This is a genomic window from Pseudomonas sp. FeN3W, from assembly GCA_030263805.2.
Classification (GTDB): domain Bacteria; phylum Pseudomonadota; class Gammaproteobacteria; order Pseudomonadales; family Pseudomonadaceae; genus Stutzerimonas; species Stutzerimonas stutzeri_G.
The window spans coordinates 4,416,661-4,441,719 of the sequence record CP136010.1 but is presented as its reverse complement, the minus strand read 5'-3'; the positions used below and the strand labels follow the sequence as shown (position 1 = coordinate 4,441,719).

The window sequence follows — 25,059 nt, the reverse complement described above, 5'->3', positions numbered from 1 at the left end:
ATGGCCTGCCTCAGGCGGAGGCGGCCGACGGACGAAGTATCAGCGTACGAGCACAGGCTGATAATCCAGGCAAACATGGACGGGCTGTTCGCCCAATCGTACAGTCGACGAATTCAAGGAGGCTCCATGCGTCAACCCAACCTGAGTGATGTCGCGCTGTTTGCCGCCGTGGTCGAAGCCGGAGGGTTTCGCGCCGCGGCTCAGAAACGCGGCATGTCGGCGTCTTCGCTGAGCGATTGCATACGCCGCCTGGAAAGCGATCTGGGCCTGCGCCTGCTCAACCGCACCACCCGCAGCATCACCCCGACCAGTGCAGGCGAACGCCTGCTGGAACGCCTGCGACCGGCGCTCGAAGAAATCAGCGCCGCGTTCAATGATCTGGACGATGACTCCCACAGGCCGGTCGGCACCCTCAAGCTCAACGTGCCGGTGCCGGTGGCTCGCTTCCTGTTGCCGGACCTGTTGAGCCGCTTCCTCAAGCTCTACCCGGCGGTGAACGTCGAAGTGGTGATGGAGAACACCTTCATCGATGTCATCGCGGCGGGCTACGACGCCGGGGTGCGCTACGAGGAAAGCCTCGCCAAGGACATGATCGCCATCCCCATCGGCCCGCGCCGGCAACGCTTCGTCGCCGCCGCCGCACCGGCCTACCTCGCCGCGCACGGCACGCCGCGGCACCCGTCCGAGCTGACCGAGCACCAGCTGCTCGGCCATCGTTTCGAGAGCGGCAAGGTGGGTGTTTTCGAGTTCGAGAAGGACGGCCGAACCCTGCGCATACCGCCACAAGGCCAGCTCGTCACCTCCTCCCATGACCTCAAGACCAGCGCGGCGATCAACGGCCTGGGCATCATCTACACCTTCGAGGACTTCATCCGCGAGCCGCTCGCCGACGGCCGCCTGACGCCCATCCTCGAAGACTGGTGGCAGTCATTCGACGGCCCCTATCTCTACTACCACGGCCGCCGCCACATGCCCTCGCCGCTCAGGGCTTTCGTCGATTTCCTCAAGGCCGAGGGGCAAGAGCGGGCCTGACTCAGCGCAGGTCAGGGCTTGGGCAGATAGCCCGGAAGCGCCTCCAGCCGCTTCATTCCAGCGCAGCTCTTTCATGAACGTGCAAAGGAATAATCTCATCGACACTTGCCACAGTTTTAATATCTGGAGCAGCTGCGCGCGTCGCTGCAGACGGGCTGACTAAATAACTTTTATTCGCCATTCGCAACATCGCGAGATCATTGAAGGCATCACCTACTGCCAACACATAACGCCCTTCAGAAAGCGCCTGGGCCACATGGTCTTCCTTACCGGCGCGCTTATAAAAACTGCAATCCGTCACAAAGCCAAAACGATCCACATTCAGGCGATGACACATAGCTGTCGGCCCGCCTAACAAGTCGAAGAGCGGATTTGCCAACTCGAGAAAGCAGTCAGAAATAATGTTTATCTCGTACTCATTAAAAGAAAGCTCATCAAGAAACTGTCTGGCGCCGGGAACAGGCTCAACATGGGATAGTATTCGGCTGACACAGCTGAGTCTTAAGCCGTTGTCACGCAGAAGCGCAATGCGATTTCGCATCAACAAATCGTAATCTGGCACCTCGCGCGTGGTCAGTGCCAGGGAATCGATGCCTGTACGCTCGGCAATGATTGGCCAAAGCTCCGGGACCAAAACACCCTCTAGATCTATGCAGGCCAGTTTCATAAGCCTCTCCTGAATCATCGCCCAACGCCAGGCAATACTAAGCTCGCGCCAAGACCAATCAGCGCGGTACCAATAACCCGGTCAACAATGTGCTGCTTTCTCAGTATGCGTCTACGCAGAGCCTCAGCGGAAAAGAATACCGCCACTAAGCTAAACCAAACCAAGTGAGACAACGACATAAATATACCGTAAGCAAAATTAACGTATAGAGAGCTATCGGCGCGCACTACCTGACTATAAGTTGCAACCACAAACAACATTGTTTTTGGATTGAGCGCATTAGTAAAAAAACCAGTCCGAAATGCTTTCCAAGCTGTAGACTCACGTCCGTCAGCCTCCCCTATCGTCAGGGCTCCAGCATTCATCAACGATTTAATTCCCAAGTAAATGAGATAGCCAGCGCCGAGCATCTTCATACTTATGAACAGTATGGGTGAGTGGGTAATTATTACAGCGATTCCGAAAACCGTGTAAAAAACATGGACCTGCACGCCACAAGCAATACCTAGCGCAGCCGTCAAACCATTCTTCCGCCCGAACGAGTAACTATTGCGGGTCACCATGGCAAAGTCGGGACCTGGACTGACAACAGCTAAGACAGTAATGGCGGCCACTGCAAACAATTCGTTCATCTACATTCTCCGAGGCGGTAAGACTAGCCTACCGCCAGGATCTATTAATCAGTCACTGTTGCAGCCAAAACTCAGAGCTTCGTCAAAGCAGCTGAGCAACTGCACGTAACTCACGGCGCCGTTAGTCGTCAGGTGCGGCTGCTGGAGGAAGCTATCGGGGTCGAGTTATTTGATCGGCGCAACAGGGCAATATTTCTCAACCAGGCAGGCCACCTCCTTCTTAACGTGACAGCGCCCCTGTTCGATCAGTTGGAAGATGCCGTTTATCGCTTACAGCGAGAGGGTCGAGAAGACGTCCTTGTGCTCTCCTGTGAGCCCACCATCGCCATGAAGTGGCTGATCCCTCGACTTCCTGCTTTTCATGAAGCGCATCCGAACTTGCAGATCCAATTATTGGCCGCCGGCGGGCCGATTGATTTCGCCCGCTCAGGGGCTGATCTCGCAATCCGCCGCGATGACTTTCATTGGGGCAGCTCTGTACACAGCGTGAAAATCTGCGAAGAGTGGATCGGGCCGGTTTGTACGCCGCCAAATACTCCCGACAAGAAACGGCTGGACAAATTAAGCCTGTTACACAGCAAGACTCGCCCGATGGCATGGGATAATTGGCTACGCCTTACGGGAGTGGATCTCTCTGGCTCTATAAAGGTCGACTATGAGCATTTCTACCTGTCCATTCAGGCGGCGACGTCAGGATTAGGAGTAGGAATGGCGTCCCTATTTATGGTTCAAGCCGAACTGGAGTCCGGCCAGCTAGTTGCGCCGTATGGCTTTATCCGAGACGGTTCAACATATTGCCTTTTATCACCCAAAGCTTTGGATGAAAGTTCCAAGTGCAATATATTCAAGAGCTGGATAACGGAACAACTTGATCACTACATTGAGCTTATGGGTGGTGAGCTGCCGCCAACAGCTAACTCGACGAGCAGCCCACATCCCGCGGTATCTTCTTAGCAGGTAGGCCGTAACTCGGAATGCTGGCCGACAGCGGTTTTGTCAGTAAACCTGCCTACCTGATCGACACTCAGGGCTTGGGCAGATAACCCGGCAACGCTTCCAGCCGCCCCATCCAGCGGGCGACATGGCTGTAAGGCGTCAGGTCCACATCCCCTTCCGGCGCCAGCACCACGTAGGGGTAAACCGCGCAATCGGCGATGGTCGGCCGGTCAACCGCCAGCCAGTCGTGGCGCTGCAGATGCTCGTCCAGCAGCTTGAGCACCGCCGGTGCCTTGGCCAGCGCCGCGGCCTTGTCCAGCGGGTAGCCGAACTTCTGCACCAGCCGAGCCGCATTCAGGCTCTGCTGGATCTCGTTGGCGGTGAAGGACAGCCACTGCACGATCTCCGCCTGCCCGCGCGGGTTGTCCGGCCACCACGCCAGGCCGCCGTACGCGCCGGCGAGGTAAACCAGAATGGCCTGCGAGTCGCGGACGATATGCCCGCCATCGTCCAGAATCGGCAACTGCCCCAGCGGGTTCAGCTCGGACAGCGGCGGCTTCTTGTGCGCGCCATTGGCGAAATCCACGGCTACCAGTTCAAGGTCGATATTTGCCAGCGCAGCGAACAGCCGCACCTTGTAGCAGTTGCCGGATGGTCCCAGGTCATACAGTTTCATTGCGCACCTCCTCTGATGAGCTGATTGAATTCGAGAACGTTGCCGTCCGGGTCGCGGATGAACAGCGCGATCCGCCGCGGGCCGATGGGATGCGGTCCCTCGGTGATGACGATGCCCTGCGCCTCGAGCCAATGTTGGAGCGCCGCCAGGTCATCGACGATAAAGGCTGGATGGGTCATGCCGGGCCGCTTGACCGGCGCATCCAGCAGCACGTTGTGCGCATCAGGCGCACGCGCACCGTTGAAGATCAGGTTGATGCGCACACCGTCCGGGCTGAGCATCTCGTTCGCTTCGAACAGCGGGAAGCTGGCGCTCTCGACGAAGCCCAGCGCCTGGTAGAAGGCCATCGCCCGCGGTCGGTCGCTGACACGAATACCGATGTGGTCGTAGGCGAGAATGCGGGCGGGACTGGCTGATTGATTCATGTGCGAAACTCCAGGAGACCTCAGTCCCTGAAGTGTCAGCCGCCCTGCGGGTTTCACCTATACCGCCGGCCTGACAACATCTATGCAGCAATCGCACAAATCCAGGGGTGGCAATGGACAAGCTCAAGGCAATGGCCAACTTCGTTCGCATCGTCGACAACGGCAGCCTGAGCTCGGCCGCCGATGCCACCGGACAGTCCGTGGCGTCGGTGGTGCGCTCACTGGCCGCGCTGGAACGCCACCTCGGCGTGCGCCTGCTGAACCGCAGCACCCGGCGCATGGCACTCACCGACGAGGGCGCTGAGTACTTGGCCTGGAGCCGGCGCATGCTGGCGGACTTCTCCGACATGGAGCAGCGCCTGGAGGCCAGCGACGGCGCCGTCCGCGGCCTACTGCGCATCACCGCACCAGTGGAGTTCGGCCAGCGTTACGTCGCGCCGCTAGTGAATGAATTTCTCAAGGAGCATGCAGAGATCCGGGTCGAGCTGAACCTGAGCGACCAGATCGTCCCGCTGCTCGACGAACGCCTCGACCTCGCCCTGCGCATCGGCCACCTGCCCGACTCAGCCATGGTCGCCCGGCAGATCGGCAGCACCCGGCTGGTCACCTGCGCCAGCCCGGACTACCTGAGCACCGCTCCCGCCATCGACACCCCGGCAGCACTGGAGGACCACGCCTGCATCCTCTTCGCCGCCCAGGGCCGCCACTGGTACTACCGCCACGGCGAAAAGGAACAGGCCGAAGAAATCACCCCACGCCTGACCTGCAACCAGATCCGCACCGCCAGCCTGGCTTGCGTGCAAGGCCTCGGCATCACGCGGCTGATGCACTATCAGGTCGCCGATGAACTGGCTGATGGTCGTCTGGTAAGGGTGCTCAGGGATTACGAACCGAAGGACCTACCGATCCAACTGGTCTACCCGCACGCCTTGCAGCTGTCGCCAAGGGTGCGGGCATTCGTGGAGTGGGCTTGTCCAAGGTTGGAAAAAGTTACGCCGGGACCGGATGACGGGTAGAGGCTGCTTTGAGGTCAGGAAGAGGTGGCGACCTCCGGCTTGCCGTTCAACCTGACCCAACATCGATCTGCGCCCTTTCTCGGGGGTGGCATATGCATGAGCGAAAAGCAGCCCGATATCCAGCCTCGACAATTCATTCCGCTTTTATTCCCGTCCAATCAAACAGCCTGCGGCATGCCATCAAGCAACTTGTCCAGGGTTATCGGGTAGTCCCTGACGCGTACACCGGTAGCGTTGTAGATGGCATTGGCCACGGCTGCTGACACACCGCAGATGCCCAGCTCACCCACACCCCGTGCCTTCATCGGCGATGACAGCGGGTCGACTTCCTCCAGGAAGATCACCTCCTGATGTGGGATGTCGGCGTGCACGGGCACTTCGTAGCCTGCAAGGTCGTGGTTGACGAAAAAGCCGTAGCGTTTGTCGACGGCCAGTTCTTCCATCAGCGCGGCACCGACGCCCATGGTCATGGCGCCGATGATCTGGCTGCGGGCTGTCTTGGGATTGAGGATGCGCCCGGCGGCGCAGACGGCGAGCATCCGCCGTATGCGCACTTCACCCGTATGGGCGTGCACGGCCACTTCGGCGAAGTGGGAACCGAAGCTGGTGAGCCGGTATCGCTCATCCAGCTCGCCGAACTCGATGACGTCTTCCTCTACCAGGTTGCCAGCGGTGGCGGCTTCGGCGAGCGGTACGCGGCGGTCACCCTGGCTGACCTCGCCATTTGCAAACACTGCCTGGTCGGCGTCGAAGCCCAGCTTTTGCGCCACGGCAGCGCGCAGCTTGACGCAGGCCGCATAGACACCGGAGGTGGAGCTGTTGGCGCCCCATTGGCCGCCCGAACCGGCCGATACCGGGAAGCTCGAATCGCCCAGTTTTACCACCACCCGCTCAAGGGGCACGCCCATCATTTCAGCGGCGGTCTGGCCAATGATGACGTAGCTGCCGGTGCCGATATCAGTCATGTCGGTCTCGACCGTTATGACGCCATTGCCGTCCAGGCGAACCCGCGCGGCGGACTTGGTGACCGGGCTGTCACGAAATGCGCCGGCCATGCCCATGCCGATCAACCAGGCGCCTTCGCGCCGGGAGCCCGGCTGCGCGACACGCTCGTGCCAGCCAAAGCGTTCAGCGCCCTCGCTCAGACATTCGATCAACTTGCGCTGCGAGAAGGAGCGCTCGGGTTGCTCCGGATCGATCTGGGTATCGTTCAGGATGCGGAATTGGACGGGGTCGAGGCCGAGTTTTTCAGCCATCTCGTCCATGGCCACCTCGACTGCCATCGATCCTGGTGCATCACTGGGAGCGCGCATCGCATTGGCTTCGGCCAGATCGAGCGCGGCCACGCGTGTCTGGGTCATGCGGTTGGCGCCGGCATACATCGGCCGGGAGTAGATCGCCCCGGATTCGGCACTGCTTGCGTTCAAGTCACCCGACCAGTTCTCGTGACCAATGGCGGTGATGCGCCCGTCTTCGGTCGCGCCAATGCGAATGCGCTGGATGGTGGCTGACCGATGGGTCGTGTTGTTGGCGATCAGCGGCCGGCTCAACGCAACCTTTACCGGCCGGCCAGCCTCGCGGGCACCCAGAGCCGCCAGCAGTGCGTCTGCGCGCAGGAAAAGCTTGCCGCCGAAGCCACCGCCGATATAGGGCGAGACGAGGCGAATGTGCTCAGCAGGCATCTTCAGTGTTTTCGCCAGATCCTGGACGCCCCAGTCGATCATTTGATTCGAGGTCCACAGCGTCAGCCGATCGCCATCCCAGGCGGCCATCGAAGCGTGGGGTTCCATCATGGCGTGGGACTGATCGGGCGTGGTGTAAGTCGCGTCGAGTTGTACCGGCGCAGCGGCAAACACGGCATCGAAATCGCCGACGGCGGTATCGGGCGGATTGCCGGAAATGTCTTCGGGTTTGACCGCCGAGCCCTTCGCAGTGTCGAGATCGAAGCTGCCGGAGGTGCGCTCATACTTGATCTGCACCAACTCTGCCGCGGCGCACGCCTGCTCGAAGGTTTCGGCCACGACAAGCGCCACGGCTTGATGATAGTGCTCGATCTCCGGCCCGCCGAGCAGCGTGGCATTGTTGCGCGGGCCCTTGTCGAGGGGGCCGGCATTGTCGGCCGTCACGATCGTGATGACTCCTGGAGCGCGGCGCGCATGGCTCAGGTCGAGACTGACGATGCGTCCTTTGGCGATTGCCGAAGCGACCACTTGGCCGTAGGCCATATTGCTGACCTGACCATGCCACTCGTAGGCGTAGGTGGCTGTTCCGGTAGTTTTCCGTGGCCCGTCGATACGGTCGACGGGTTTGCCGACGATCTTTTGCCGATCGATCGGGTTGGTGCCTGCGGCGGTTTCGAACTTCATCGCTTAGCCCCTCGCTTCTGCCAGCACGGCGCCGAGCGTGCGCTGGGCCAGTGTGAGCTTGAATTCGTTGTGATGCGTGGGTTTGGCGCCTGCCAGCAAGTGCTCGCTGACCGCGTTTGCACCATCGGCCATATGTGCCTCGGCCGCTTCCAGCCGCCACGGCTTGTGCGCGATGCCGCCAACCGCAACCCGACCGCTGCCGTCCGACTGCACCACCGCCGCGACGGACACCAATGCGAAGGCATACGAGGCCCGGTCACGGACCTTGTGGTAGAAGTGCGCGCCGCCAAGGGGCTTTGGCAACGTGACTGCCGTGATGAGCTCGCCCGTCACCAGGGCGTTTTCGATATGCGGGGTATCGCCTGGCAGGCGATAGAAATCGGCAAGGGGGATGCGCCGTGTGGCGCCATCGGGGCGAACCGTTTCCACCGTCGCATCGAGCACACGCATGGCGACGGCCATATCGCTCGGATGAGTGGCAATGCAGGCATCGCTGACACCAACGACCGCAAGCTGACGACTGTAGCCCTCCAGCGCGCCACAACCGCTGCCGGGCTGACGCTTGTTGCAGGGCTGGTTGGTGTCATAGAAGTAGGGGCAGCGAGTGCGCTGGAGCAGGTTGCCGGCGGTAGTCGCCTTGTTGCGCAACTGGCCGGAGGCACCGGCCAGCAAGGCACGGGACAACACGCCGTAGTCCTGCCTGATCCGGGGGTCAGCCGCCAGCGCGGTGTTGCTGACCAGCGCGCCAATGCGCAAGCCGCCTTCGCCGGTGGCCTCGATGGTGTCCAGCTTCAGGCCGTTGACATCGATCAGGTGCATCGGAGTTTCGATCTCGAGCTTCATGAGATCGAGCAGGTTGGTGCCGCCTGCAATGAACTTAGCGCCCGGCGTCCGGGCGGCGCTTGCAGCCGCTTCGGTCGGGGACCCGGCACGCTCGTAGGTGAAGGATTTCATACGCGTCCTCCGGCCACATCGCTCATGGCATCGATGATGTTGGAATAAGCGCCGCAGCGGCAGAGGTTGCCGCTCATGCGCTCACGCATCTCGTCGACGCTGAGCGTCGGTGCCGCCGTGATGTCGCCGCTGACGTGGCTGGGGATGCCTTGTTTGATTTCTTCGAGCACCGACACCGCCGAACAAATCTGCCCCGGCGTGCAATAGCCGCACTGATAGCCGTCGTGCTTGACGAAGGCCGCCTGCATGGGATGCAGCTTTTCTGGTGTGCCCAGGCCCTCGATGGTGGTGATCTCGGCACCCTGGTGCATGATCGCCAGGCTCAGACAACTGTTGATCCGCTGGCCGTCGACGATCATGGTGCAGGCGCCGCACTGTCCATGGTCGCAACCTTTCTTGCTGCCGGTGAGATGCAGGTGCTCGCGCATGGCATCGAGCAGGGTGGTGCGGTTGTCCACTTCAAGCTCGCGGTGCTGGCCATTGACCTTGAAGGAGACCTTCGAGGTGACCGTGTTGCGTACGGGCGATTGTTCCTCGGCGGTCGGGGCGGGTGCCGCCAATACGCTCATGGGCGCAGCGCCCAGCACCAGGAGCCCCTGGCTTAGCGCAAGGACCTCCCTGCGTGACAGGCCGTTGTCGTCTGTCGAGTCGCTCATGTTCATTTTCCTCATCGTCGGGTGCTGATCGAACGCGCGGCTCATGAGCCTGAGGCATTACGCCGCGCGCGCCTTGCAATCGAGCTGGTAAATGGCATGACAGGGTGGTCCCTGCTCTCATCGTGGTTGCTGTCGGGCATGACAAAGGCGTCATGGAATTACTAGGACCACCGGCAGGCGTGGATTACACACTGCAATCTGCAGACACTTGTGGTGCGGCGTCATGAATCGAAACCGCACGGCTGCAGCTTCGGTAGGCTTGCGGTCAGGCATAGAACCCTTTCTTTCCCTTTTCACCCTGGCCGCTCAGCCGCTTTGTGTCCTCATGTTGCGATGGGGCGCGCGGCAGGCCAGACGATCTCCAGCAGGTTCAGGAGCGGCAAACGCCGGCTTCGCTGCGCCAGCGTTCGGCGAGCAGAACGGCGATGGGCAGGCAAGCGCCGAGGCGGTAGTGCAAAAGGGGGCGGATTTCTTGCCACCGTTTACGACTGCGTGGCCTGACAGGGGCGACTGACGCATTCACCTTGGCCGCGACTGTGCAAAACCTGCGACGCATGGCCAAGCGTTTGCCTCAAGGGCCACCGCTCACGGGATAGGTGCACCTACGACGAGCAGAAACCCTCAATCCTGAGCGCGGACGCTCAGCAAAGCGCCAGAAGGCAACGTGAAGTGGTTTGCAGCCACTTCAACAGCAGGCACACCTGATGGGCTGGCTGCCGCAAATCGACTTTTCAACAGAATCGGCCAAGAGCGGCCGGTCGCCAGTGGTGGCTTGACCAACTTCTGGTGTGTAGCCGGCCACCACCCGTGCCTTGTTCTCCCCGTTTCGCGCTTCGATCGCCTCATGCAGCGCGTCATGCGTATCGAACACCCGAAAGTCATACTCGCTCGCGTCGAGCCGCTCGTTGGCCGTCGGCCTGATATCAAGGACATGATCGAGCCAGGCAACGTACTTCCGAAAGTCCTGCGAGAAGGACGGTTGGAGCAGACGTAACCATGCATCTGTGCGTGTTAGTGGTCGTGTCTCATGGCCGTTGCCTGGCGGACTTGACACGCGGTTATTTCGACCTTCACTGACTAGCAGTGCTTGCTGAGGAAGTGCGGTGTCCAGCTGGGTTCATGCAGACAGGGAGAGTGACATGGCGCTTCGATACCCGATTATCTACATCCGCGGTTACGCAATGACCACAGGCGAGCGCAACGAAACCGCCGCCGATCCGTTCTGTGGATTCAACGTTGGATCGACGGTGTACAGGGCCTTGGACCGCAAAGATAGACCGACTCAGAAGCTTGTATTCGAGTCACCAGTGGTTCGGTTGATGAGCGAGTTCCAGTATCAGCATGTGTACCAGGACGGTTACGACATCATGGACCCTTGCTGGGAGCCCGCGCGCGACGAAGAGGGCAAGCCCATCCCTGGTATAGCGCCCGCCTCGATTGTAATCCTGAGGTACTACGACGACGGATCTGACTTCTTCGGTGACGGTAAGGCGCGTCATATCACCGAGTACGCTCGCCGGCTCAACGAGTTGATCTTGAAGGTAAGGCAACGGGTAGCCGAGTACCAGGAAAAAGGCAAAGCGGTAATGCCAGAGGAGAACTTCCGTTGCTATCTGGTCGCCCACTCTATGGGAGGCCTGGTTGCACGAGCCTTTTTGCAAGGCGCTGGCGAATACAGCAATGCGCGTGCCACCGTGGACAAGCTATTTACTATTGCAACGCCACATAACGGCATAGATGTAGGGGGGAGGTTTAACGTCCCTAGCTGGCTGACCGCCGAGGAAGTTGACACATTCAATCGCAAGAAAATGGCGGAGTACCTGAATCTAACGAAAGTTACCGCTCAATTTGACAACCGTGTTGACCTGATCCCCCGTTCAGCCCTCCCACCGGAGCGCATCTTCTGCATGGTCGGTACAAACCGTGGTGATTATGAGCCTTTGCATGGTGCCGTTCGTGCATTCGTTGGCAATGGTAGCGACGGCCTTGTGCGCATTGATAATGCTTCGCTCTGGGGGATCAACACTGACGCCAGTGGCAACTTAATCGAGAACAGTCATCAGGAAGTAGCCACGGCGTATGCTTTTCGCTCCCATTCCGGTTACTACGGGATCGTAAACTCCGAGGAAAGCTATCAGAACCTGGTCCGATTTCTTTTTGGCGACGTGCGTGTTGATATCCACCTGGAAATTGAAAAGGTCTCGCTCCCGGTGGGGGTTGAGCAAGCGATAGTGAAAGGGGAGACACTTGAGGCTGGGTACCAGTTCGAGTTTCTCGCAACTCCGAAGGGTAAGCGCTGGTTTTTGACACGCAGGCAGTCCGTGGAGGATTCCCCGGCCTGCCGATCCCACCAAGAACTCACCAGTGACGGTTCGAGTCGAAAAAGCATTTATCTTTCCAGCGTGTTCCTATCGAAATGGGCAAAGGTTGATGAATCGCCGTGTCTCACTTACAAGATGAGTGTTGCGGCCAAGGTACCCGACTATGTAGTTGGTGGCCGTTTCTGGCGCAATGAACACTTCGAAGGCGCCGACCTGTTTCGTGATGAGGCGATCGTCCATCTAACCCCTCCTGAGCACGACGGTGGAGAGTGGCAAATTGATTTGGCTTGGGCAGTGCTGAAAGCCAAACGTATCAAGCAGAAGCTGTTGTTTGACAACGAGCACAGCTGTCGCGACATCCTGCTGCCGTTCAATCAAGATGGAAGACCAGGTATCAAGGGAAGCCTTCGACTGAGAGTTCAGCCGTGGAAGTGAGAGACTCGAATCGTCGACAGAGCGATTGTCTATTTTTCACTTCCTCTCTGTGGTTCGCACTAAGGTGCAATGGAGGCATGGTGCAGGTCGACGTCCGCTCGTCTCTTGCTGTGCCGGGGTCTCGCTGGCCCTAGATCGCCAGCGCACCTCCGCGAGCGCAACCCGTTACAGCTAGAACACCGTAGCAAGGCGAGCCATCGAGCGAGGCCGCACCGCTGCGACTCTCTGGTATGGACTAGCAAGCGGAGCGCGCGAGCAAGCCGTTAGCTGACCAGGTGTCTTTCAAAATCGATTTTGAGTGTGGGAGACCGGATCAAGCAAGACAGTGAGTACAAGCCGAAGAACATCATCGGCCCTCAGCTGACCGGCAATTTCGTACCTCTCGGCAAGATCAGGTGGAAAAAGGGCAAGACTGGGAAGCATTACCTCCCAAACAGAAGTTGGCCCTAATGGACTAATCTCTACTTCTAGCGAACGCTAAAAACGGGGACTGCCGGGTCAACTAGCGCAGGCCTATTAGATTAAATGTTATGCTTAAAACAGAGCGGATCACGCCATGAGTAGCTATGAAACTCTTGTGTCAAGATACAAAAAGAAGATTGAAAACAACAAGTTTTTCGCCATATTGGTCGCCATAACACTTGTGATTACGTCTATCACAGCGGCAATAGCTGGGGCCAAAGCTATATATGATTTGATTATACCGAGACCTCAGACGTTTCAAGAAAGCGTAGAAGCCCTTGCAAAAAAAGGGTGTATTTTATTCTTTCCCGATAGTTCAGCTCCAGTTTCAAAAGATTCATTCATTATTGACTCGTATAAACATTTCTGGAGAGAGTCCGATATTTTTTATGCGGACAGCATAGAGATTCAAGGTTTCACACATCAAAAAGGTGGAAATGCATACAATCAACGAATAGGCGAGCGAAAGGCAAGGGCAGCAAAAGACTTCATAATTGAGCACGCCTTGGTTCCTGAGCAAACAGACATAACAATAATTTCCTACGGTGAAAGCCGATCCTTAGAAAGAGCTGGCGAGTACGAGTGCGGAGCTCTGGTTAAGGTTTCCCATAAAGAAACATAAGTCAGCAATAAGCTATGAATCGGCCTAGATTTCGTAGACTCTGGATGGCCGCTTCTGGCCGACAGCTGCCCCCTAATCTTCGGTTTAGGGGCATCTGTGCCCGCCACTCTATCCACCGTATGACCGCCCTCGTCCATCCCGATGCTAGAGTGCTCGCTCGATACCCGCACAACTCCAACATCTAGCGAGGCCCCCATGCTCAACCATGTAATGGTCGGTTCGAACGATATTGAACGGTCGAAGCGGTTTTACGATGCCGTGCTCGGTGTACTCGGCGCAGGCGAGCCGTTGCGCAATGTGGCGCCGTCGGGGCACACGCGCCTGTTCTATCGCCATGACGGCAGCCTGTTCGCTGTTACCGAGCCCATCAACGGTGAGGAAGCGACCGTTGGCAACGGCGGCACGATTGGTTTCAAGTGCAGCTCGGCCGAGCAGGTCAAGGCGTTTCACGATGTAGGCGTCGCCCATGGCGGCAGCACTTGCGAGGAGCCGCCGGGACTGCGCGAAACCAGCCTCGGGGCGATGCACCTCAGCTATGTGCGCGACCCTGACGGCAACAAACTGTGCGCCATCTACCGCGCGCAGTAACCATCCCGCTTAACGTGGCACAACCCATGTGCGGCGTTGAACGTCGATGCGCTGCAGCCTGCTGCGGCGCATGACGGCCGCGATCCCCTCCGCGAGCCCTACCCCATCAAGGTTTAACGACCATCCCGACGCCACTACCACACGGGCCTGATCCGGTCTGCAAGAAGAGGCGTTAGCTCCGCTGCCCCTACGTCGAATTCACCGGTGGAGAGACCCGCTATACCAGCGGCACGGTGCACCAGTTGGACGCCGACACCCACCCGATCCAACGCGAGTTCTATGACTTCTATCGCACGCCACGCGGCGAGTTCACGCCGTCCAGCTCAACGTCCGAACTGACCACGCACCCGACGCTGACCAGCAACGTGAAGTTCATGAACTTCTATCCGTTCAATGACATCGAGACGATCTCGCCACGCCCGATGCTGTTCATCTCTGGTGACGAGGCGCACTCGAAAGAGTTCAGCGAAACGGCCTATCGCCTGGCGGGCGAGCTGGAGGAGCTGCTTTGGGTCGAGGGTGCCGGGCACGTCGATCTCTATGATCGCGTCGACCTGGTCCCCTTCGACAAGCTGACGTCCTTCAAGAACAGCCTGAGCGAGTGACCCGACAGGCCCGAGCCGACGTGGCTAGGCGTTGTTGATCAGGTGAAACGGCCCCTGCCCCGCCACGCTGGCTGCGGCCTGTGCAATGCGGGCGGGACTGGTCAGGTCGAGCGCCGGCACGAACGAACGACTCAGGGCGATGACCGAAGCGCAGCGCGGATCGCTGCGCGAGGCATCGACCAGTGTGGCGCCGACGCCGCCGGATACGCCGATGGCCAACCCGCGAAACCCTCGGGAAAGGATTCCAACGGCATGACGATCCCCAGGTTACGGTCGACGGACGTCGGCTTCGCTACGCCAGCGTTCGATATGTTCGGCGAGCAGGTCGGCGATGGGTAGGCAGGCGCCGAGCCGGTAGAGGTTCCAGTAGTGGCCTTCCAGGGTGCGATTGATCAGCAGCGTACCGGAGGCCGGTTGCAGGCTACCGAGGGCCGACATCAGCAAGGGGAAGAGTTCGGACAGCTGCTGGTGCAGCGCTGCTTCGCGGAAGTCCCACTGCGCGCCGGGTTGCAGCAGCGGATGCAGCATCAGGTGGATACGCCGGTACAGCCCATGCGGCGGCATGCTGCCAGGCTGACGCCCGCCAAGCATCTGGAAACCCGCCTCCAGCCCTTCACTGGAAGCGCCACGCAGCGCCTCGAAAATCTGCACGTAACCGGCCAGCAGGCGCGGTTCCAGGCGCAGCACGCTGCCGAAATCGTAGACCACCAGCTCGCCGGCTTCGGTCCAGGCGAGGTTGCCGGGATGCGGGTCGGTATGCAGCCGTTGCAGGCCGAACGCCTGCTCGGCCAACCATGCGCAGAGCGTTTCGGCCAGGCGCTGACGCACTTCCGGTGAAGCCTGTTCGACCTCGGCCATGGAGCGGCCCGGCAGGTCTTCCAGCACCAGCACGCCGGGCCGGCAGAGTTCGGCGGCGGCATAGGGAATGCGGACGCCCGGCCAGCGGCTGAAGTGCTCACGAAAGGCTTCCAGATTGACCCGCTCGGCGTCGTAATCGAGTTCCTCGGCGATGGCCCGTTGCAGCTCGATATACACCGCATCGAGACGCGCGGACGGCGTGCCGAACAAGCGGCCCAGCGGCATCAGGCGACGCAGCTGGCGCAGATCGGCATCGCAGATGGCGCGGATGCCGGGGTACTGGACCTTCATGATCAGCGCTCTGCCCTGCCGATCCCGGGCGCGATGGACCTGGCCCAGCGAGGCGGCGGCCGCGGGCTCCGGCTCGATGGCTTCGAACAGTTCGTACAGCCTGCCGTCGTAGACGCGCTGCAGGTTGGCTTGCAGCGCATCGAATGGCAGCGACGGCACCTGGTTCTGCAAGCGCGCCAGCGCGGCGCTGACCGGCTCGGGCAGCAGGTCCTGCCATTGCGAGGCCTGCTGACCGAGCTTCAGTACCGGGCCCTTCATCTGTCCAAGCACGTCGCCGAGCAGTTCGCCGACAGGCACCCAGTCGATACGCGCCTTGCCCGGCGTGATGCGCTGCACCAGCAGGTTGCCGGCGATCCGCGCACCGGTGCCACCCAGTTGCAGAAAGCGGCCCAGCGCCGAAGCCGAGGGACGAGAGAATCGAGACATGCAGGCGACCCGCGAAGGCAAAGGCCGATCATGGGCCAGCCCGGCGTGTGATCCAAGGCGCAATGGTTACAGTCTGCGTAGTGGAGGCGTTCAAAGCAGTCCGAGGACAACAAGCGAAGCGGCCGATGGAATGGCGTTGCAGTCGGCCTCGCCACCTGAAAACGGCGCCGGAGCCAAGGCAGGCAATTGGCAAAGCCTGATCAAGATGCGTGTCCGCCCCGGTCCTTTCTGTCGTCCCGGCTTCTGATGTTAGGCTGAGCTACTGCATCTACGGAAGGCTCCAGATGGACCGCACGTACACCACCTACTACCTGGAAATGATGTCCGCTACTGAACTCCGGCCAAAACCGTTGCCCGCCGAGCTTCAGATCATCGAGTGCGAAGTGCCTCAGCCGGAACTCAACCGTTTTCTGTACCAACTGGTGGGAAAGCAATGGGAATGGAGCGATCTGGATACATGGAGCATCGCGGACTGGCAGGCGTTAGTCGAACAACCCTGCCATCGAACGTGGGTCGCCTATTACAAAGGCGCCATCGCCGGCTATTACGAACTGCATCAGGCTGCCGACTTCAACGTTGAGATTCGCTACTTTGGCCTGGCACCGCAGTTTCTGAGCAGAGGCTTCGGTGGCCCCCTGTTGAGCCATGCAATCGAGAGCGCCTGGGCATGGCCTGAGACCCGGCGGGCCTGGGTACATACCTGCACCCTGGACCATCCTGCAGCACTTGCAAACTATCAGGCGCGAGGTTTCCGCATTTTCAGGCAAGAGACAGCGTTGCTTGACTGAGCCACGCTCGGCTGCTGACCGATATATGCGCAGACGCGATTGGAATGGCTGCCCAAATGCCCTACATCGAATTACCGCTTACCTTGAACGGAGCGCCACAACTTGACCGAAGCTTTCCAAGGCAGCTGCCTTTGCGGCACGGTGAGATACGAAACGCTCACCCCACCAAAAGCAGTAAGCCATTGCCATTGCAATCAGTGCCGGAAAAGTCATGGGGCCGCGTTCGCCAGTTACGGCAGTGTTTCGCGTAGCGACCTTCGCATCCTGACGGGTGCAGAGAGCATCACGTTCTTCACGTCATCCGCATCGGTAGTACGGCAATTCTGCACTCGCTGCGGTTCTTCGCTGTTCTGGTCGAAAGACCATGGCGAGTACTCCGACTGGATCTCGATCGCTTTGGGTACCCTGGACAGCGCCTTTACTTCAGCAAAGCGAAAGCACATTCACCTGGCGTCCAAAGCGCCGTGGCACGAGCCCCCTACGGACTGCTCGCGGCACACACAGCCTGATCAAACGCCTGGCGATATGCCCGAAGGAGCGCAACAGTGAAAAAATATCGATCATCGGTTCAGCCAGCGCGGGCAAATCGACCTAGGCCTGGCCATGCCTCTGTAATTTGCCGATGACGCTCGTTCTCCCACCCGCAGCACCCTCCGCGCTCCACCTAGGCCTAACCTCAAAACCGGTCGTTCCCAAGCTGGAGCGTGGACGCCCAAGCCGCGACACGCCGCACGGTGAAAAATATTTACGCCTGAAATGGATCGCCGAGCGCTCTGATACGGTGCGCTCGCCCGTCCTTTCAATAGCGTGCTGCCTCTCCAAGCCAGAAGCCTCGCCACCTCTCGAAACGCACCATTAACACGCAATCACCGCCTCGCAATGAGGCATTGACCGCTGCTGCCGAAACAGCATCGGCGTGCTCGATATTCTCTGCTTCTGCGTACAGCAAGACCCGCCAGATACTGCGCTCGCCGGCCGCCATTCCGCCGCCGGCAGAGCAGGACTGACATATGAACGACGCCCTTTGTGCCCGCCACCTCGAAGCCGCGGCGCTGCCGCTGATCGACATCGCCGGGCTGTTTTCTCCCGAGCTTGCCGAGCGCCGCACCGTGGCCGAACGCATCGGCGCGGCCTGTCGCGAGGTCGGCTTCTTCTGCATCGCCAACCATGGCGTCGACCCGGCGCTGCAGCAGGCGGTGTTCGAGCAGGCACAAGACTTCTTCGCCCAACCGGAGGCCAGCAAGCGTGCGCTGGACAAGGTGTTCTCGAAGGCCAATCGCGGCTATGAGCCGTTGCGCGGGCAGGTGCTGGAAGCCGGTGCGCCGGCCGATCTCAAGGAGGGCTTCTACATCGGCGAGGAGCTGGCCGAGGACGACCCGCGGGTATTGGCCGGGCGCTTCAACCACGGCGCCAACCAGTGGCCGAGCGAGCTTGCGAACTTTCGCCCGACCATGGAGCGCTATCGCGACGCGATGAATGCGCTGGCGGCACGGCTGATGGGCGCCATCGCGCTGTCGCTGCAACTGCCAGAGGAACATTTCGCCAGCTTCTGCCGCGACTCCATGAGCACCCTACGCCTGCTGCATTACCCGCCGCAGCCGGCCAACGCCGCGCCCGGCGAGAAGGGCTGCGGCGCGCATACCGATTTCGGCGGGCTGACGCTGCTTTTGCAGGACGACAACCCCGGCTTGCAGGTCTGGGATCGCCACAGCAAGAGCTGGATTCACGCGGCGCCCGTGCCCGGCACCTACGTGGTCAACCTCGGCGACATGATCGCCCGCTGGACCAACGATCAGTACCGCTCGACGTTGCACCGGGTGGTCAACATTTCCGGACGCGAGCGCTACAGCGTGCCGTTCTTCTTCAGCGGCAACCCGGACCATGTGGTCGAGTGTTTGCCGACCTGCCTCGCGCCCGGCGAGGCGCCGCGCTACCCCGCGGTCACGGTGGAAGAGCACCACCGCGAGATGTACCGGAGGACCTATGGCTGACATCGTCCTCATCCACGGGGCCTGGGCCGGTAGCTGGGTCTGGGACTCGCTGCAGGACGGCCTGCGCGGCGCCGGCCACAGGCCCCACGCGGTCGACCTGCCGGGCAATGGCAGCGACGCCACGCCGCTCGCCGAGGTCTCGCTGCAGCGCTACGTCGAACACATCGGCGCATTGATCGAGACGCTGCCCGGCCCGATCCAGCTGGTCGCGCATTCCGGCGGCGGCATCACCGCCACCGCCGTGGCCGAGCATTACGCCGAGCGCATTGCCGGGGTCACCTATGTCGCCGGGATGATGCTGCCCAGCGGCATGGGCTTCGCTGAACTCTGCGCCGAGCTCGCCAGCGACTTTCCTGAAGTCAGCGGCATCGGTCCCTATCTCGAAGCCGCCCCCGGTGGCAGCCGCGTACCCAGCGATGCTGCCTGCGCGGTGTTCTTTCACGATGCACCAGTGCAGGCCGCGATCACTGCCGCACGCCGCCTGACGGTGCAGCCCGACGGCGGCCGCGATATCGCCGCGCAGTGGACAGCCGCGCGTTTCGGCCGCCTGCCGCGGCTGTATATCGAAGCCACTCAGGACCGCTCCGTGCTGCCACGGGTGCAGCAGCGCATGCAACAGCTGGTGCCCGGCGCCGAGCAGGTACGGCTCGATTGCGGCCATGCGCCGCAACTGGCCATGCCCGACGCGCTGCTCGCCGCCCTGCTGGATTTCTTCACGCGCCATCCACATTCCGTGCACTGACCCGTTTATTGCATCGCGCTCATTACGCCGAACCTTCAAGGAGCTTCACCATGTTCAACAAAACCCTGCTCGCCAGCGCCCTGTTCGCGCTGTTCAGCCAATCCGCCCTGGCCGCCGACAAGGTGCGCTGGCTCAACGACTGGCTGCCGGCCGGCGACAAGGCAGCGATCTACCTCGGTGTCGAACAGGGCCTCTTCGCCGCAGAAGGCATCGAAGTGGAAATCGCCAGTGCCCGCGGTGGCAGCGACGTGGTGACCAAACTGGCCACCAACAGCGCCGACTTCGGCTCCGCCGGCCTGGCCTCGCTGTTGCAGGCCAAGGCCCAGGGCGAGGTGCCGGTGGTGGCGGTCGCGCCGATCTACAACAAGCAGCCGGATGCCCTGTTCACCACCGAGGGTTCGGGCATCGAGAGCTTCAAGGACATCGTCGGCAAGACCGTCGCCACGCCGACCTTCTCCGCCTCCAACGTGGTCTGGCCGCTGCTGCTCGAGCGCAACGGCATCGACCCGGCCAGCGTCAGGCTGCTCAAGCTCGACCCCGGCGCGCTGGCGCCGATGCTCGCCACCGGCAAGGTGGACGCCACCATCAACTGGCTGACCGTGGCGCCCGGCTTCGTCCGTGCCCTCGGCGAAGCGGACAAGACGCTGAAGACCATTCCCTGGTCGGAATACGGCTTCGAGGGCTACGGCCTGTCGCTGGTGGCGTCGCAGCGCTTCGTGCAGAGCAATCCCGAGGTCGCGAAGAAGTTCGTCAAGGCCTACCGGCAGGCGCAGAAGAATGCCATCGCCGACCCGGCTGCCGCAGCCGCCGCGTTGAAGAAAATGGTCGCCGAAGTCGACGAGCAGCAGGCCGAAGAGCAATTCGCTGCATCCGTGCCGCTGATGCAGAACGAGATCAGCGATGCCGAGGGCCCGGGCTTCGACGCCAAGCGTCTGGCCACCACCTGGGAATGGGTCGCCAAGGCGCAGGGCATGCAGATAGACGCCCTCGACCCGGCCAGCGCCATCGACGCCAGCCTGAGCGAGTGAAGCCATGAATGCCGCCGCCCTGCCCGCCACGCCGCGCCCGAACATCAGTTTCGACCGGGTCAGCCAGGTCTTCACCTCCTCCGACGGCAGCGAGGTGGTAGCGCTGGACAATGCCAGCTTCGATATCGGCCGCCACGAGTTCATCGCCGTGCTTGGCCCCTCGGGCTGCGGCAAGTCCACGCTGCTGCGCATCCTCGCCGGGCTGGTACGGCCGACCCACGGCCAGGTCAGCATCTACGGCAGCCCGGTGGACGGCCCGCGCGACGAGATCGGCATCGTCTTCCAGAAGCCGACGCTGCTGCCCTGGCTGAACATCCGCGACAACCTGACCTTTCCCATGCGCCACAAGTACGGTCGCGTCACCGCCCAGGAAATCACCCGCGGCGAGGAGCTGCTGGAACTGGTGGGGCTGAAGGAATTCGGCAACAAGCGCCCGGACGAACTCTCCGGCGGCATGCAGCAGCGCGCGGCGATCGCTCGCGCCCTGCTGCACGATCCGGAAATCCTGCTGATGGACGAGCCGTTCTCGGCGCTCGATGCGCTGACCCGCGACGAGCTGAGCCTGGAGCTGCTGAACATCTGGACCCAGCGGCCGAAGACGGTGCTGTTCATCACCCATTCGATTCCCGAAGCGCTGCTGCTGGCCGACCGCATCCTGGTGATGTCGGCGCGCCCCGGCCGCGTGCAGGAAATCATCGACGTCGACCTGCCGCGCCCGCGGTCCATGCAAACCCTCACGGAGCCCCGTTTCAATGAGCTCGCCAACCATATCCGCCGCCAGGTCTTCTCGCGCCATGCCGACCATTAAGCTGCGCGCCCAGGCCGACCGCCTGGCGCCCTGGCTCGCCCTGCTCGCCCTGCTGCTGGTCTGGGAAGCGGCCTGCCGCCTGCTCAAGCTGCCGAGTTTCGTGCTGCCCGCGCCCAGCGCCATTCTCGCGGCAACGCAGAAGGTCGGCCTCGCTGCCTGGGCCGAGCATATCTTCGCCACCCTGCGAGTGACGCTGATGGGCTACGGCCTGTCGATCCTGATCGGCATCCCGCTGGCCATCGCCCTGGCCTCTTCACGGGTGATGTCGCGCACGCTGTATCCGCTGCTGGTGATCGTGCAGTCCACGCCGATCGTCGCGGTCGCACCGATCATCGTGGTGGTGATGGGCGCCGGCGACCTGCCGCGGGTGTTCATCACCTTCCTCATCGCCTTCTTCCCCATTGTGGTGTCCTGCGTCACCGGCCTGCTGGCGACGCCGGAGGAACTGGTGGAACTGTCGCGCTCGCTGGGCGCCTCCAAGGCCCGCGAATACCGCAACATCCGCCTGCCCTACGCCATCCCGCATCTGTTCTCGGCGCTGCGCATCTCCATCACCCTGGCGGTGATCGGCGCGGTGGTGGCCGAGTTCGTCGCCGCGGAGAAGGGCCTGGGCTACTTCATCAACTTCTCCACCTCGATGTTCCAGGTGCCGCAGGCCTTCGCCGCGCTAATGATGCTGGTGGTGATCAGCCTGGTGCTGTTCCACCTGATCGGCTTGCTGCAGAAGGTTTTCTTTCCCTGGAGCCTGCCCAAGGGTGGGCATTGAGCCCACCCGCTCATTCATTTCAGTCTGGATAACACCATGCCTCTCGACGATATCGCCCTGTTGCGCAGAAGCTTCGACGTCGCCCGCCGCGCGCTGGAAAACGGCACCCATCCGTTCGGCGCCATCCTGGTCGGGCCGGACGGTGAGGTGCTGCTGGAACAGGGCAACGCCTACATGCCCGACCACGACATGACCGGCCATGCCGAGCGGGTGCTGATGACCCGCGCCTCAACCCGCTACACGCCGGAGTTCCTCTCGCGCTGCAGCATGTACACCTCCGCCGAGCCCTGCGCCATGTGCGCCGGCGCCGCCTACTGGGTCGGCTTGGGGCGCGTGGTCTACGGGCTCTCCGAGCGCAGCCTGAAGGACCTCACCGGCAACCATCCGGAAAACCCGACGCTGGACCTGCCGTGCCGCATCGTCTTCGAAGCCGGCCAGCGCAAGGTCGAGGTGGTCGGCCCGCTGCTGGAGGACGAGGCTGCCGCCCTGCACGAAGGCATCTGGTAGGCAGCGCCAGAATCAGGCAAGCGCCCGGCAGGATCGCCATAACCCCGGCACCGTTCTCCATCGCAGCATTCGAACCACGGCGTCACCGACGTCGCCCGAATCCTGCGGAGGACAACCCCATGTCGAACATCACCGGCAAAATCGTACTCATCACCGGCGCCAGCAGCGGCATCGGTGAAGCCACGGCCCGCCTGCTGGCGGCCCAGGGCGCAACTGTCGTGCTGGGCGCGCGGCGCCTGGAACGGCTGGAAAAGCTGGTCGCCGAGATCGGCGAAAGCGATGGCGTTGCCGCCTGTCGCGCGCTGGACGTCACCAGCCGCGAGGACACCCAGGCCTTCGTCGACTTCGCCGAACAGCGTTTCGGCCGCGTCGACGTGATCGTCAACAACGCCGGGGTGATGCCGCTTTCGCCGCTGGACGCGCTGAAGGTCGACGAGTGGAACCGCATGATCGACGTGAACATCCGTGGCGTGCTGCACGGCATCGCCGCCGGCCTGCCGCTGATGCAGCGCCAGCGCGCCGGCCAGTTCGTCAACATCGCCTCCATCGGTGCCTACGCGGTGAGCCCGACCGCAGCGGTGTACTGCGCCACCAAGTATGCGGTGCGCGCCATCTCCGAGGGCCTGCGTCATGAGGTCGGCGGCGATATTCGCGTCACCCTGATTTCGCCCGGCGTCACCGAATCGGAACTGGCCGACAGCATTTCCGATGACAGCGCCCGCTCGGCCATGGACGACTTCCGCCGCATCGCCATTCCGGCCGACGCCATCGCCCGCGCCATCGCCTATGCCATCGACCAGCCGGCAGAAGTCGACATCAGCGAACTGGTGGTGCGCCCCACCGCCAGCCCCTACTGAGGACGCCGCCATGAGCCTTCGTACCAGCAACACCCTGGCGGCAGTCTGCCTGGCCGTATTCGGCTCACTGACCTTCGCCTCGCTGGAAGCTGCCGGCAACGAGCGCCACGAACGTGGCGTCGAGGTGATGGATCACCTGTCCGGCGGCGCCGGGCAACCCGTGCTCGAAGCGCTGCGCGAGGACTATCCGTTTCTCGCCGAGGGCATCACCGAATACGCGCTGGGCGATGTCTGGGGGCGCAGCGAGCTGGATGACCGCACCCGCCAGCTGGCCGTGATCGCCGCCTTCGCCGCCCAGGGCAATCTTCAGTACATGAAGGTCCACGCCGGCTACGCGTTGCGTCTGGGTGTCACTCGCGAGGAGCTGAAGGAGGTGGTCTACCTGACCACCGTGACCGCCGGCTTTCCCCGCGCCATCGACGCCGCCCAGGCATTGCGCGAGGTGCCGGACTCCGTCGCACGCTGAGTTAAGCAGTGCTACGCAGTCGGGCCAAATCCTTCACCGGCGAGGCGCCGAACAGGCGGCTGTACTCGCGGCTGAACTGCGAGGGGCTTTCGTAGCCGACCCGGTAGCCGGCGCTGGAAACGTCGAGCCCCTCGGCGATCAGCAGCCGCCGTGCCTCCTGCAGGCGCAACTGCTTCTGGTATTGCAGCGGGCTCATCGCGGTGATCGCCTTGAAGCGGTGATGCAGCGTCGAGCTGCTGAGGTTGACCCGCTGCGCCAGCTCCTCGATACGCAGCGGCTCGACGTAATTGCGGTTAAGCCATTCGATGGCGCGGGTGACGCGATGCCCCTGACTGTCGCGCACCGCGATCTCGTGCAGGTGCCGCCCCTGCCGACCGCAGAGCAGGCGGTAGAAGATCTCGCGCATCGCCAGCGGCGCCAGCACCGGGATGTCCTGCGGGCTGGCCAAGAGCCGCACCAGGCGCAGCGTGGCATCCAGCAACGGCGCATCGATGCGATCCAGATATACCCCGCGCGCCGGTCCTTCCAGGGGCTGGCTCAACGGCGTGCTTTCGGCCACCAGGGTGGCGACCATCGCCGGGTCGATATCCAGGCGGATGCACAGGTACGGCTCGCCGGACGAGGCCTCCAGCACGCGGCCGGCCACCGGTACGGTGACCGATACCACCAGGTAATGCAGCGCATCGTAGGTGTACAGCTCATCGCCCAGCCGCACCTCCTTGCTGCCCTGCACGATGATGCACAGCGCCGGCTTGTGCAGCCCGTGCACCAGGTCGCTCGGTGCGCTGCAGCGGATCAGGAAGAGATCGTCGATGGCGGTGGGATGCATGCCGTCGTCGCGCATGAGGCCGTCGATCAATCGCGCCAGGGCGGCACGCTGGGCGATCGTTTCCTCAGTGGAATGCAGGTCCATCTGGTTCATTGCAGGCAAACCGGTGGGAGCGGAAAGGACGGTTAGCTTAGCAGCCCATCCGGCCCGCGGTCGTCCCGCCCCATTGCAGTGCATCCACATAACCGCGTTACCGAGTGAAGCACCAAAGCGATGCACCGGCTAACATCGTCGCATGGCCAACCGGTGGCGCAGCTCCACTGGCTACGTCACACCTCAATTCCTGACTGCCTGGCCAGCTTTTTGCTA

At 61.8% G+C, this 25,059-nt stretch carries 25 protein-coding genes and 3 pseudogenes; 17 read left to right on the top strand and 11 right to left on the bottom strand.

The annotated features are described in order from the left end of the window. Positions 1–126 precede the first annotated feature (126 nt). Positions 127–1,032: a LysR family transcriptional regulator gene (locus tag P5704_020910; protein WOF78441.1), complete on the top strand. Its 906-nt coding sequence runs from the start codon at positions 127–129 to the stop codon at positions 1,030–1,032. A gap of 52 nt (positions 1,033–1,084) precedes the next feature. Here P5704_020910 and thrH read toward each other — a convergent pair whose 3' ends face one another. Together thrH and P5704_020900 are read right to left on the bottom strand one after the other, a co-directional pair. Then, positions 1,085–1,699: a bifunctional phosphoserine phosphatase/homoserine phosphotransferase ThrH gene (thrH, locus tag P5704_020905; protein WOF78440.1), complete on the bottom strand. Its 615-nt coding sequence runs from the start codon at positions 1,697–1,699 to the stop codon at positions 1,085–1,087. A gap of 14 nt (positions 1,700–1,713) precedes the next feature. Then, entirely contained in the window at positions 1,714–2,331 is a 618-nt protein-coding gene (locus P5704_020900; protein WOF78439.1) for a LysE family translocator, read from the bottom strand. Positions 2,332–2,388: 57 nt separating this feature from the next. Between P5704_020900 and P5704_020895 the strand changes: the two are divergent. Further along, positions 2,389–3,285 (top strand): annotated as a pseudogene (locus tag P5704_020895) (LysR substrate-binding domain-containing protein). Between the two features lie 70 nt (positions 3,286–3,355). Here the strand turns inward: P5704_020895 and P5704_020890 are convergent. Continuing rightward, the gene (locus tag P5704_020890) at positions 3,356–3,943 is read right to left on the bottom strand and encodes a glutathione S-transferase (GenBank protein WOF78438.1); all 588 of its coding nucleotides are present in this window, start codon (positions 3,941–3,943) and stop codon (positions 3,356–3,358) included. Continuing rightward, the gene (locus P5704_020885; GenBank protein WOF78437.1) at positions 3,940–4,368 is read right to left on the bottom strand and encodes a VOC family protein; all 429 of its coding nucleotides are present in this window, start codon (positions 4,366–4,368) and stop codon (positions 3,940–3,942) included. The genes P5704_020890 and P5704_020885 overlap by 4 nt, the downstream gene beginning before the upstream one ends. Before the next feature lie 113 nt (positions 4,369–4,481). Here P5704_020885 and P5704_020880 point away from each other — a divergent pair, with 113 nt between their 5' ends. Continuing rightward, on the top strand, positions 4,482–5,384 hold the full coding sequence (locus P5704_020880; GenBank protein ID WOF78436.1) for a LysR family transcriptional regulator: 903 nt from the start codon (positions 4,482–4,484) through the stop codon (positions 5,382–5,384). A gap of 158 nt (positions 5,385–5,542) precedes the next feature. On the opposite strand, the gene paoC is transcribed toward P5704_020880, so the two are convergent. The 4 genes and pseudogenes from paoC to P5704_020860 all read right to left on the bottom strand — a co-directional run bounded on the left by paoC (position 5,543) and on the right by P5704_020860 (position 10,312). Further along, positions 5,543–7,750, bottom strand: a complete 2,208-nt coding sequence (paoC, locus tag P5704_020875; GenBank protein WOF78435.1) for an aldehyde oxidoreductase molybdenum-binding subunit PaoC — start codon at positions 7,748–7,750, stop codon at positions 5,543–5,545. A 3-nt stretch (positions 7,751–7,753) separates the two neighbouring features. Beyond that, positions 7,754–8,704, bottom strand: coding sequence for a xanthine dehydrogenase family protein subunit M (locus P5704_020870; GenBank protein ID WOF78434.1), 951 nt, complete (start codon positions 8,702–8,704; stop codon positions 7,754–7,756). Continuing rightward, entirely contained in the window at positions 8,701–9,366 is a 666-nt protein-coding gene (gene paoA, locus P5704_020865; GenBank protein ID WOF78433.1) for an aldehyde dehydrogenase iron-sulfur subunit PaoA, read from the bottom strand. Before paoA ends, P5704_020870 begins: the two co-directional genes overlap by 4 nt. Before the next feature lie 784 nt (positions 9,367–10,150). Further along, positions 10,151–10,312, bottom strand: a pseudogene (locus tag P5704_020860) (DNA/RNA helicase domain-containing protein). Between the two features lie 187 nt (positions 10,313–10,499). On the opposite strand from P5704_020860, the gene P5704_020855 reads away from it, so the two are divergent. The 4 genes and pseudogenes from P5704_020855 (at position 10,500) to P5704_020840 (ending at position 14,393) form a co-directional block, all read left to right on the top strand. Continuing rightward, positions 10,500–12,116 carry a hypothetical protein gene (locus P5704_020855; protein WOF78432.1) on the top strand — a complete coding sequence of 539 codons (1,617 nt, stop codon included), beginning with the start codon at positions 10,500–10,502 and terminating at the stop codon, positions 12,114–12,116. A gap of 556 nt (positions 12,117–12,672) precedes the next feature. Then, the gene (locus P5704_020850; protein ID WOF78431.1) at positions 12,673–13,200 is read left to right on the top strand and encodes an OmpA family protein; all 528 of its coding nucleotides are present in this window, start codon (positions 12,673–12,675) and stop codon (positions 13,198–13,200) included. A gap of 195 nt (positions 13,201–13,395) precedes the next feature. Next, the gene (locus P5704_020845) at positions 13,396–13,788 is read left to right on the top strand and encodes a VOC family protein (protein WOF78430.1); all 393 of its coding nucleotides are present in this window, start codon (positions 13,396–13,398) and stop codon (positions 13,786–13,788) included. A gap of 188 nt (positions 13,789–13,976) precedes the next feature. Then, a pseudogene (locus P5704_020840) lies at positions 13,977–14,393 on the top strand (alpha/beta hydrolase). Between the two features lie 24 nt (positions 14,394–14,417). Here P5704_020840 and P5704_020835 read toward each other — a convergent pair. Together P5704_020835 and P5704_020830 are read right to left on the bottom strand one after the other, a co-directional pair. Further along, positions 14,418–14,612: a hypothetical protein gene (locus P5704_020835; GenBank protein WOF78429.1), complete on the bottom strand. Its 195-nt coding sequence runs from the start codon at positions 14,610–14,612 to the stop codon at positions 14,418–14,420. Between the two features lie 48 nt (positions 14,613–14,660). Further along, a complete protein-coding gene (locus P5704_020830; protein WOF78428.1) occupies positions 14,661–15,968 on the bottom strand; it encodes an AarF/ABC1/UbiB kinase family protein in 1,308 nt (435 codons plus the stop codon). A 284-nt stretch (positions 15,969–16,252) separates the two neighbouring features. Between P5704_020830 and P5704_020825 the strand changes: the two genes are divergently transcribed. The 10 genes from P5704_020825 to P5704_020780 all read left to right on the top strand — a co-directional run bounded on the left by P5704_020825 (position 16,253) and on the right by P5704_020780 (position 23,921). Next, complete coding sequence (locus P5704_020825) at positions 16,253–16,756, top strand: GNAT family N-acetyltransferase (protein ID WOF78427.1); 504 nt, start codon at positions 16,253–16,255, stop codon at positions 16,754–16,756. 102 nt (positions 16,757–16,858) lie between these two features. Then, positions 16,859–17,305 (top strand): GFA family protein, encoded by a 447-nt coding sequence (locus P5704_020820; GenBank protein ID WOF78426.1) that lies wholly within the window; start codon positions 16,859–16,861, stop codon positions 17,303–17,305. A 461-nt stretch (positions 17,306–17,766) separates the two neighbouring features. Next, entirely contained in the window at positions 17,767–18,747 is a 981-nt protein-coding gene (locus P5704_020815) for a 2-oxoglutarate and iron-dependent oxygenase domain-containing protein (protein ID WOF78425.1), read from the top strand. Further along, positions 18,740–19,489 (top strand): alpha/beta fold hydrolase, encoded by a 750-nt coding sequence (locus P5704_020810; GenBank protein WOF78424.1) that lies wholly within the window; start codon positions 18,740–18,742, stop codon positions 19,487–19,489. The genes P5704_020815 and P5704_020810 overlap by 8 nt, the downstream gene beginning before the upstream one ends. Before the next feature lie 50 nt (positions 19,490–19,539). Then, a complete protein-coding gene (locus P5704_020805) occupies positions 19,540–20,517 on the top strand; it encodes an ABC transporter substrate-binding protein (GenBank protein WOF78423.1) in 978 nt (325 codons plus the stop codon). A gap of 4 nt (positions 20,518–20,521) precedes the next feature. Further along, on the top strand, positions 20,522–21,325 hold the full coding sequence (locus P5704_020800; protein ID WOF78422.1) for an ABC transporter ATP-binding protein: 804 nt from the start codon (positions 20,522–20,524) through the stop codon (positions 21,323–21,325). After that, entirely contained in the window at positions 21,312–22,091 is a 780-nt protein-coding gene (locus P5704_020795; GenBank protein ID WOF78421.1) for an ABC transporter permease, read from the top strand. Before P5704_020800 ends, P5704_020795 begins: the two co-directional genes overlap by 14 nt. A 36-nt stretch (positions 22,092–22,127) precedes the next feature. Continuing rightward, the gene (locus P5704_020790; GenBank protein WOF78420.1) at positions 22,128–22,598 is read left to right on the top strand and encodes a nucleoside deaminase; all 471 of its coding nucleotides are present in this window, start codon (positions 22,128–22,130) and stop codon (positions 22,596–22,598) included. Between the two features lie 119 nt (positions 22,599–22,717). Beyond that, positions 22,718–23,455, top strand: a complete 738-nt coding sequence (locus P5704_020785) for an SDR family oxidoreductase (GenBank protein WOF78419.1) — start codon at positions 22,718–22,720, stop codon at positions 23,453–23,455. 10 nt (positions 23,456–23,465) lie between these two features. Further along, a complete protein-coding gene (locus P5704_020780) occupies positions 23,466–23,921 on the top strand; it encodes a carboxymuconolactone decarboxylase family protein (protein WOF78418.1) in 456 nt (151 codons plus the stop codon). A 1-nt stretch (position 23,922) separates the two neighbouring features. Here the strand turns inward: P5704_020780 and P5704_020775 are convergent, their stop codons facing one another. Next, positions 23,923–24,843: an AraC family transcriptional regulator gene (locus tag P5704_020775; GenBank protein WOF78417.1), complete on the bottom strand. Its 921-nt coding sequence runs from the start codon at positions 24,841–24,843 to the stop codon at positions 23,923–23,925. Positions 24,844–25,059 lie beyond the last annotated feature (216 nt).

What these genes read in the sequence shown, in the direction of transcription:
- P5704_020910 (WOF78441.1), top strand. Translation starts at nt 127, where the DNA reads ATGCGTCAACCCAACCTGAGTGATGTCGCGCTGTTTGCCGCCGTGGTC.
- thrH (WOF78440.1), bottom strand. Translation starts at nt 1,699, where the DNA reads ATGAAACTGGCCTGCATAGATCTAGAGGGTGTTTTGGTCCCGGAGCTT.
- P5704_020900 (WOF78439.1), bottom strand. Translation starts at nt 2,331, where the DNA reads ATGAACGAATTGTTTGCAGTGGCCGCCATTACTGTCTTAGCTGTTGTC.
- P5704_020890 (WOF78438.1), bottom strand. Translation starts at nt 3,943, where the DNA reads ATGAAACTGTATGACCTGGGACCATCCGGCAACTGCTACAAGGTGCGG.
- P5704_020885 (WOF78437.1), bottom strand. Translation starts at nt 4,368, where the DNA reads ATGAATCAATCAGCCAGTCCCGCCCGCATTCTCGCCTACGACCACATC.
- P5704_020880 (WOF78436.1), top strand. Translation starts at nt 4,482, where the DNA reads ATGGACAAGCTCAAGGCAATGGCCAACTTCGTTCGCATCGTCGACAAC.
- paoC (WOF78435.1), bottom strand. Translation starts at nt 7,750, where the DNA reads ATGAAGTTCGAAACCGCCGCAGGCACCAACCCGATCGATCGGCAAAAG.
- P5704_020870 (WOF78434.1), bottom strand. Translation starts at nt 8,704, where the DNA reads ATGAAATCCTTCACCTACGAGCGTGCCGGGTCCCCGACCGAAGCGGCT.
- paoA (WOF78433.1), bottom strand. Translation starts at nt 9,366, where the DNA reads ATGAACATGAGCGACTCGACAGACGACAACGGCCTGTCACGCAGGGAG.
- P5704_020855 (WOF78432.1), top strand. Translation starts at nt 10,500, where the DNA reads ATGGCGCTTCGATACCCGATTATCTACATCCGCGGTTACGCAATGACC.
- P5704_020850 (WOF78431.1), top strand. Translation starts at nt 12,673, where the DNA reads ATGAGTAGCTATGAAACTCTTGTGTCAAGATACAAAAAGAAGATTGAA.
- P5704_020845 (WOF78430.1), top strand. Translation starts at nt 13,396, where the DNA reads ATGCTCAACCATGTAATGGTCGGTTCGAACGATATTGAACGGTCGAAG.
- P5704_020830 (WOF78428.1), bottom strand. Translation starts at nt 15,968, where the DNA reads ATGTCTCGATTCTCTCGTCCCTCGGCTTCGGCGCTGGGCCGCTTTCTG.
- P5704_020825 (WOF78427.1), top strand. Translation starts at nt 16,253, where the DNA reads ATGGACCGCACGTACACCACCTACTACCTGGAAATGATGTCCGCTACT.
- P5704_020815 (WOF78425.1), top strand. Translation starts at nt 17,767, where the DNA reads ATGAACGACGCCCTTTGTGCCCGCCACCTCGAAGCCGCGGCGCTGCCG.
- P5704_020810 (WOF78424.1), top strand. Translation starts at nt 18,740, where the DNA reads ATGGCTGACATCGTCCTCATCCACGGGGCCTGGGCCGGTAGCTGGGTC.
- P5704_020805 (WOF78423.1), top strand. Translation starts at nt 19,540, where the DNA reads ATGTTCAACAAAACCCTGCTCGCCAGCGCCCTGTTCGCGCTGTTCAGC.
- P5704_020800 (WOF78422.1), top strand. Translation starts at nt 20,522, where the DNA reads ATGAATGCCGCCGCCCTGCCCGCCACGCCGCGCCCGAACATCAGTTTC.
- P5704_020795 (WOF78421.1), top strand. Translation starts at nt 21,312, where the DNA reads ATGCCGACCATTAAGCTGCGCGCCCAGGCCGACCGCCTGGCGCCCTGG.
- P5704_020790 (WOF78420.1), top strand. Translation starts at nt 22,128, where the DNA reads ATGCCTCTCGACGATATCGCCCTGTTGCGCAGAAGCTTCGACGTCGCC.
- P5704_020785 (WOF78419.1), top strand. Translation starts at nt 22,718, where the DNA reads ATGTCGAACATCACCGGCAAAATCGTACTCATCACCGGCGCCAGCAGC.
- P5704_020780 (WOF78418.1), top strand. Translation starts at nt 23,466, where the DNA reads ATGAGCCTTCGTACCAGCAACACCCTGGCGGCAGTCTGCCTGGCCGTA.
- P5704_020775 (WOF78417.1), bottom strand. Translation starts at nt 24,843, where the DNA reads ATGAACCAGATGGACCTGCATTCCACTGAGGAAACGATCGCCCAGCGT.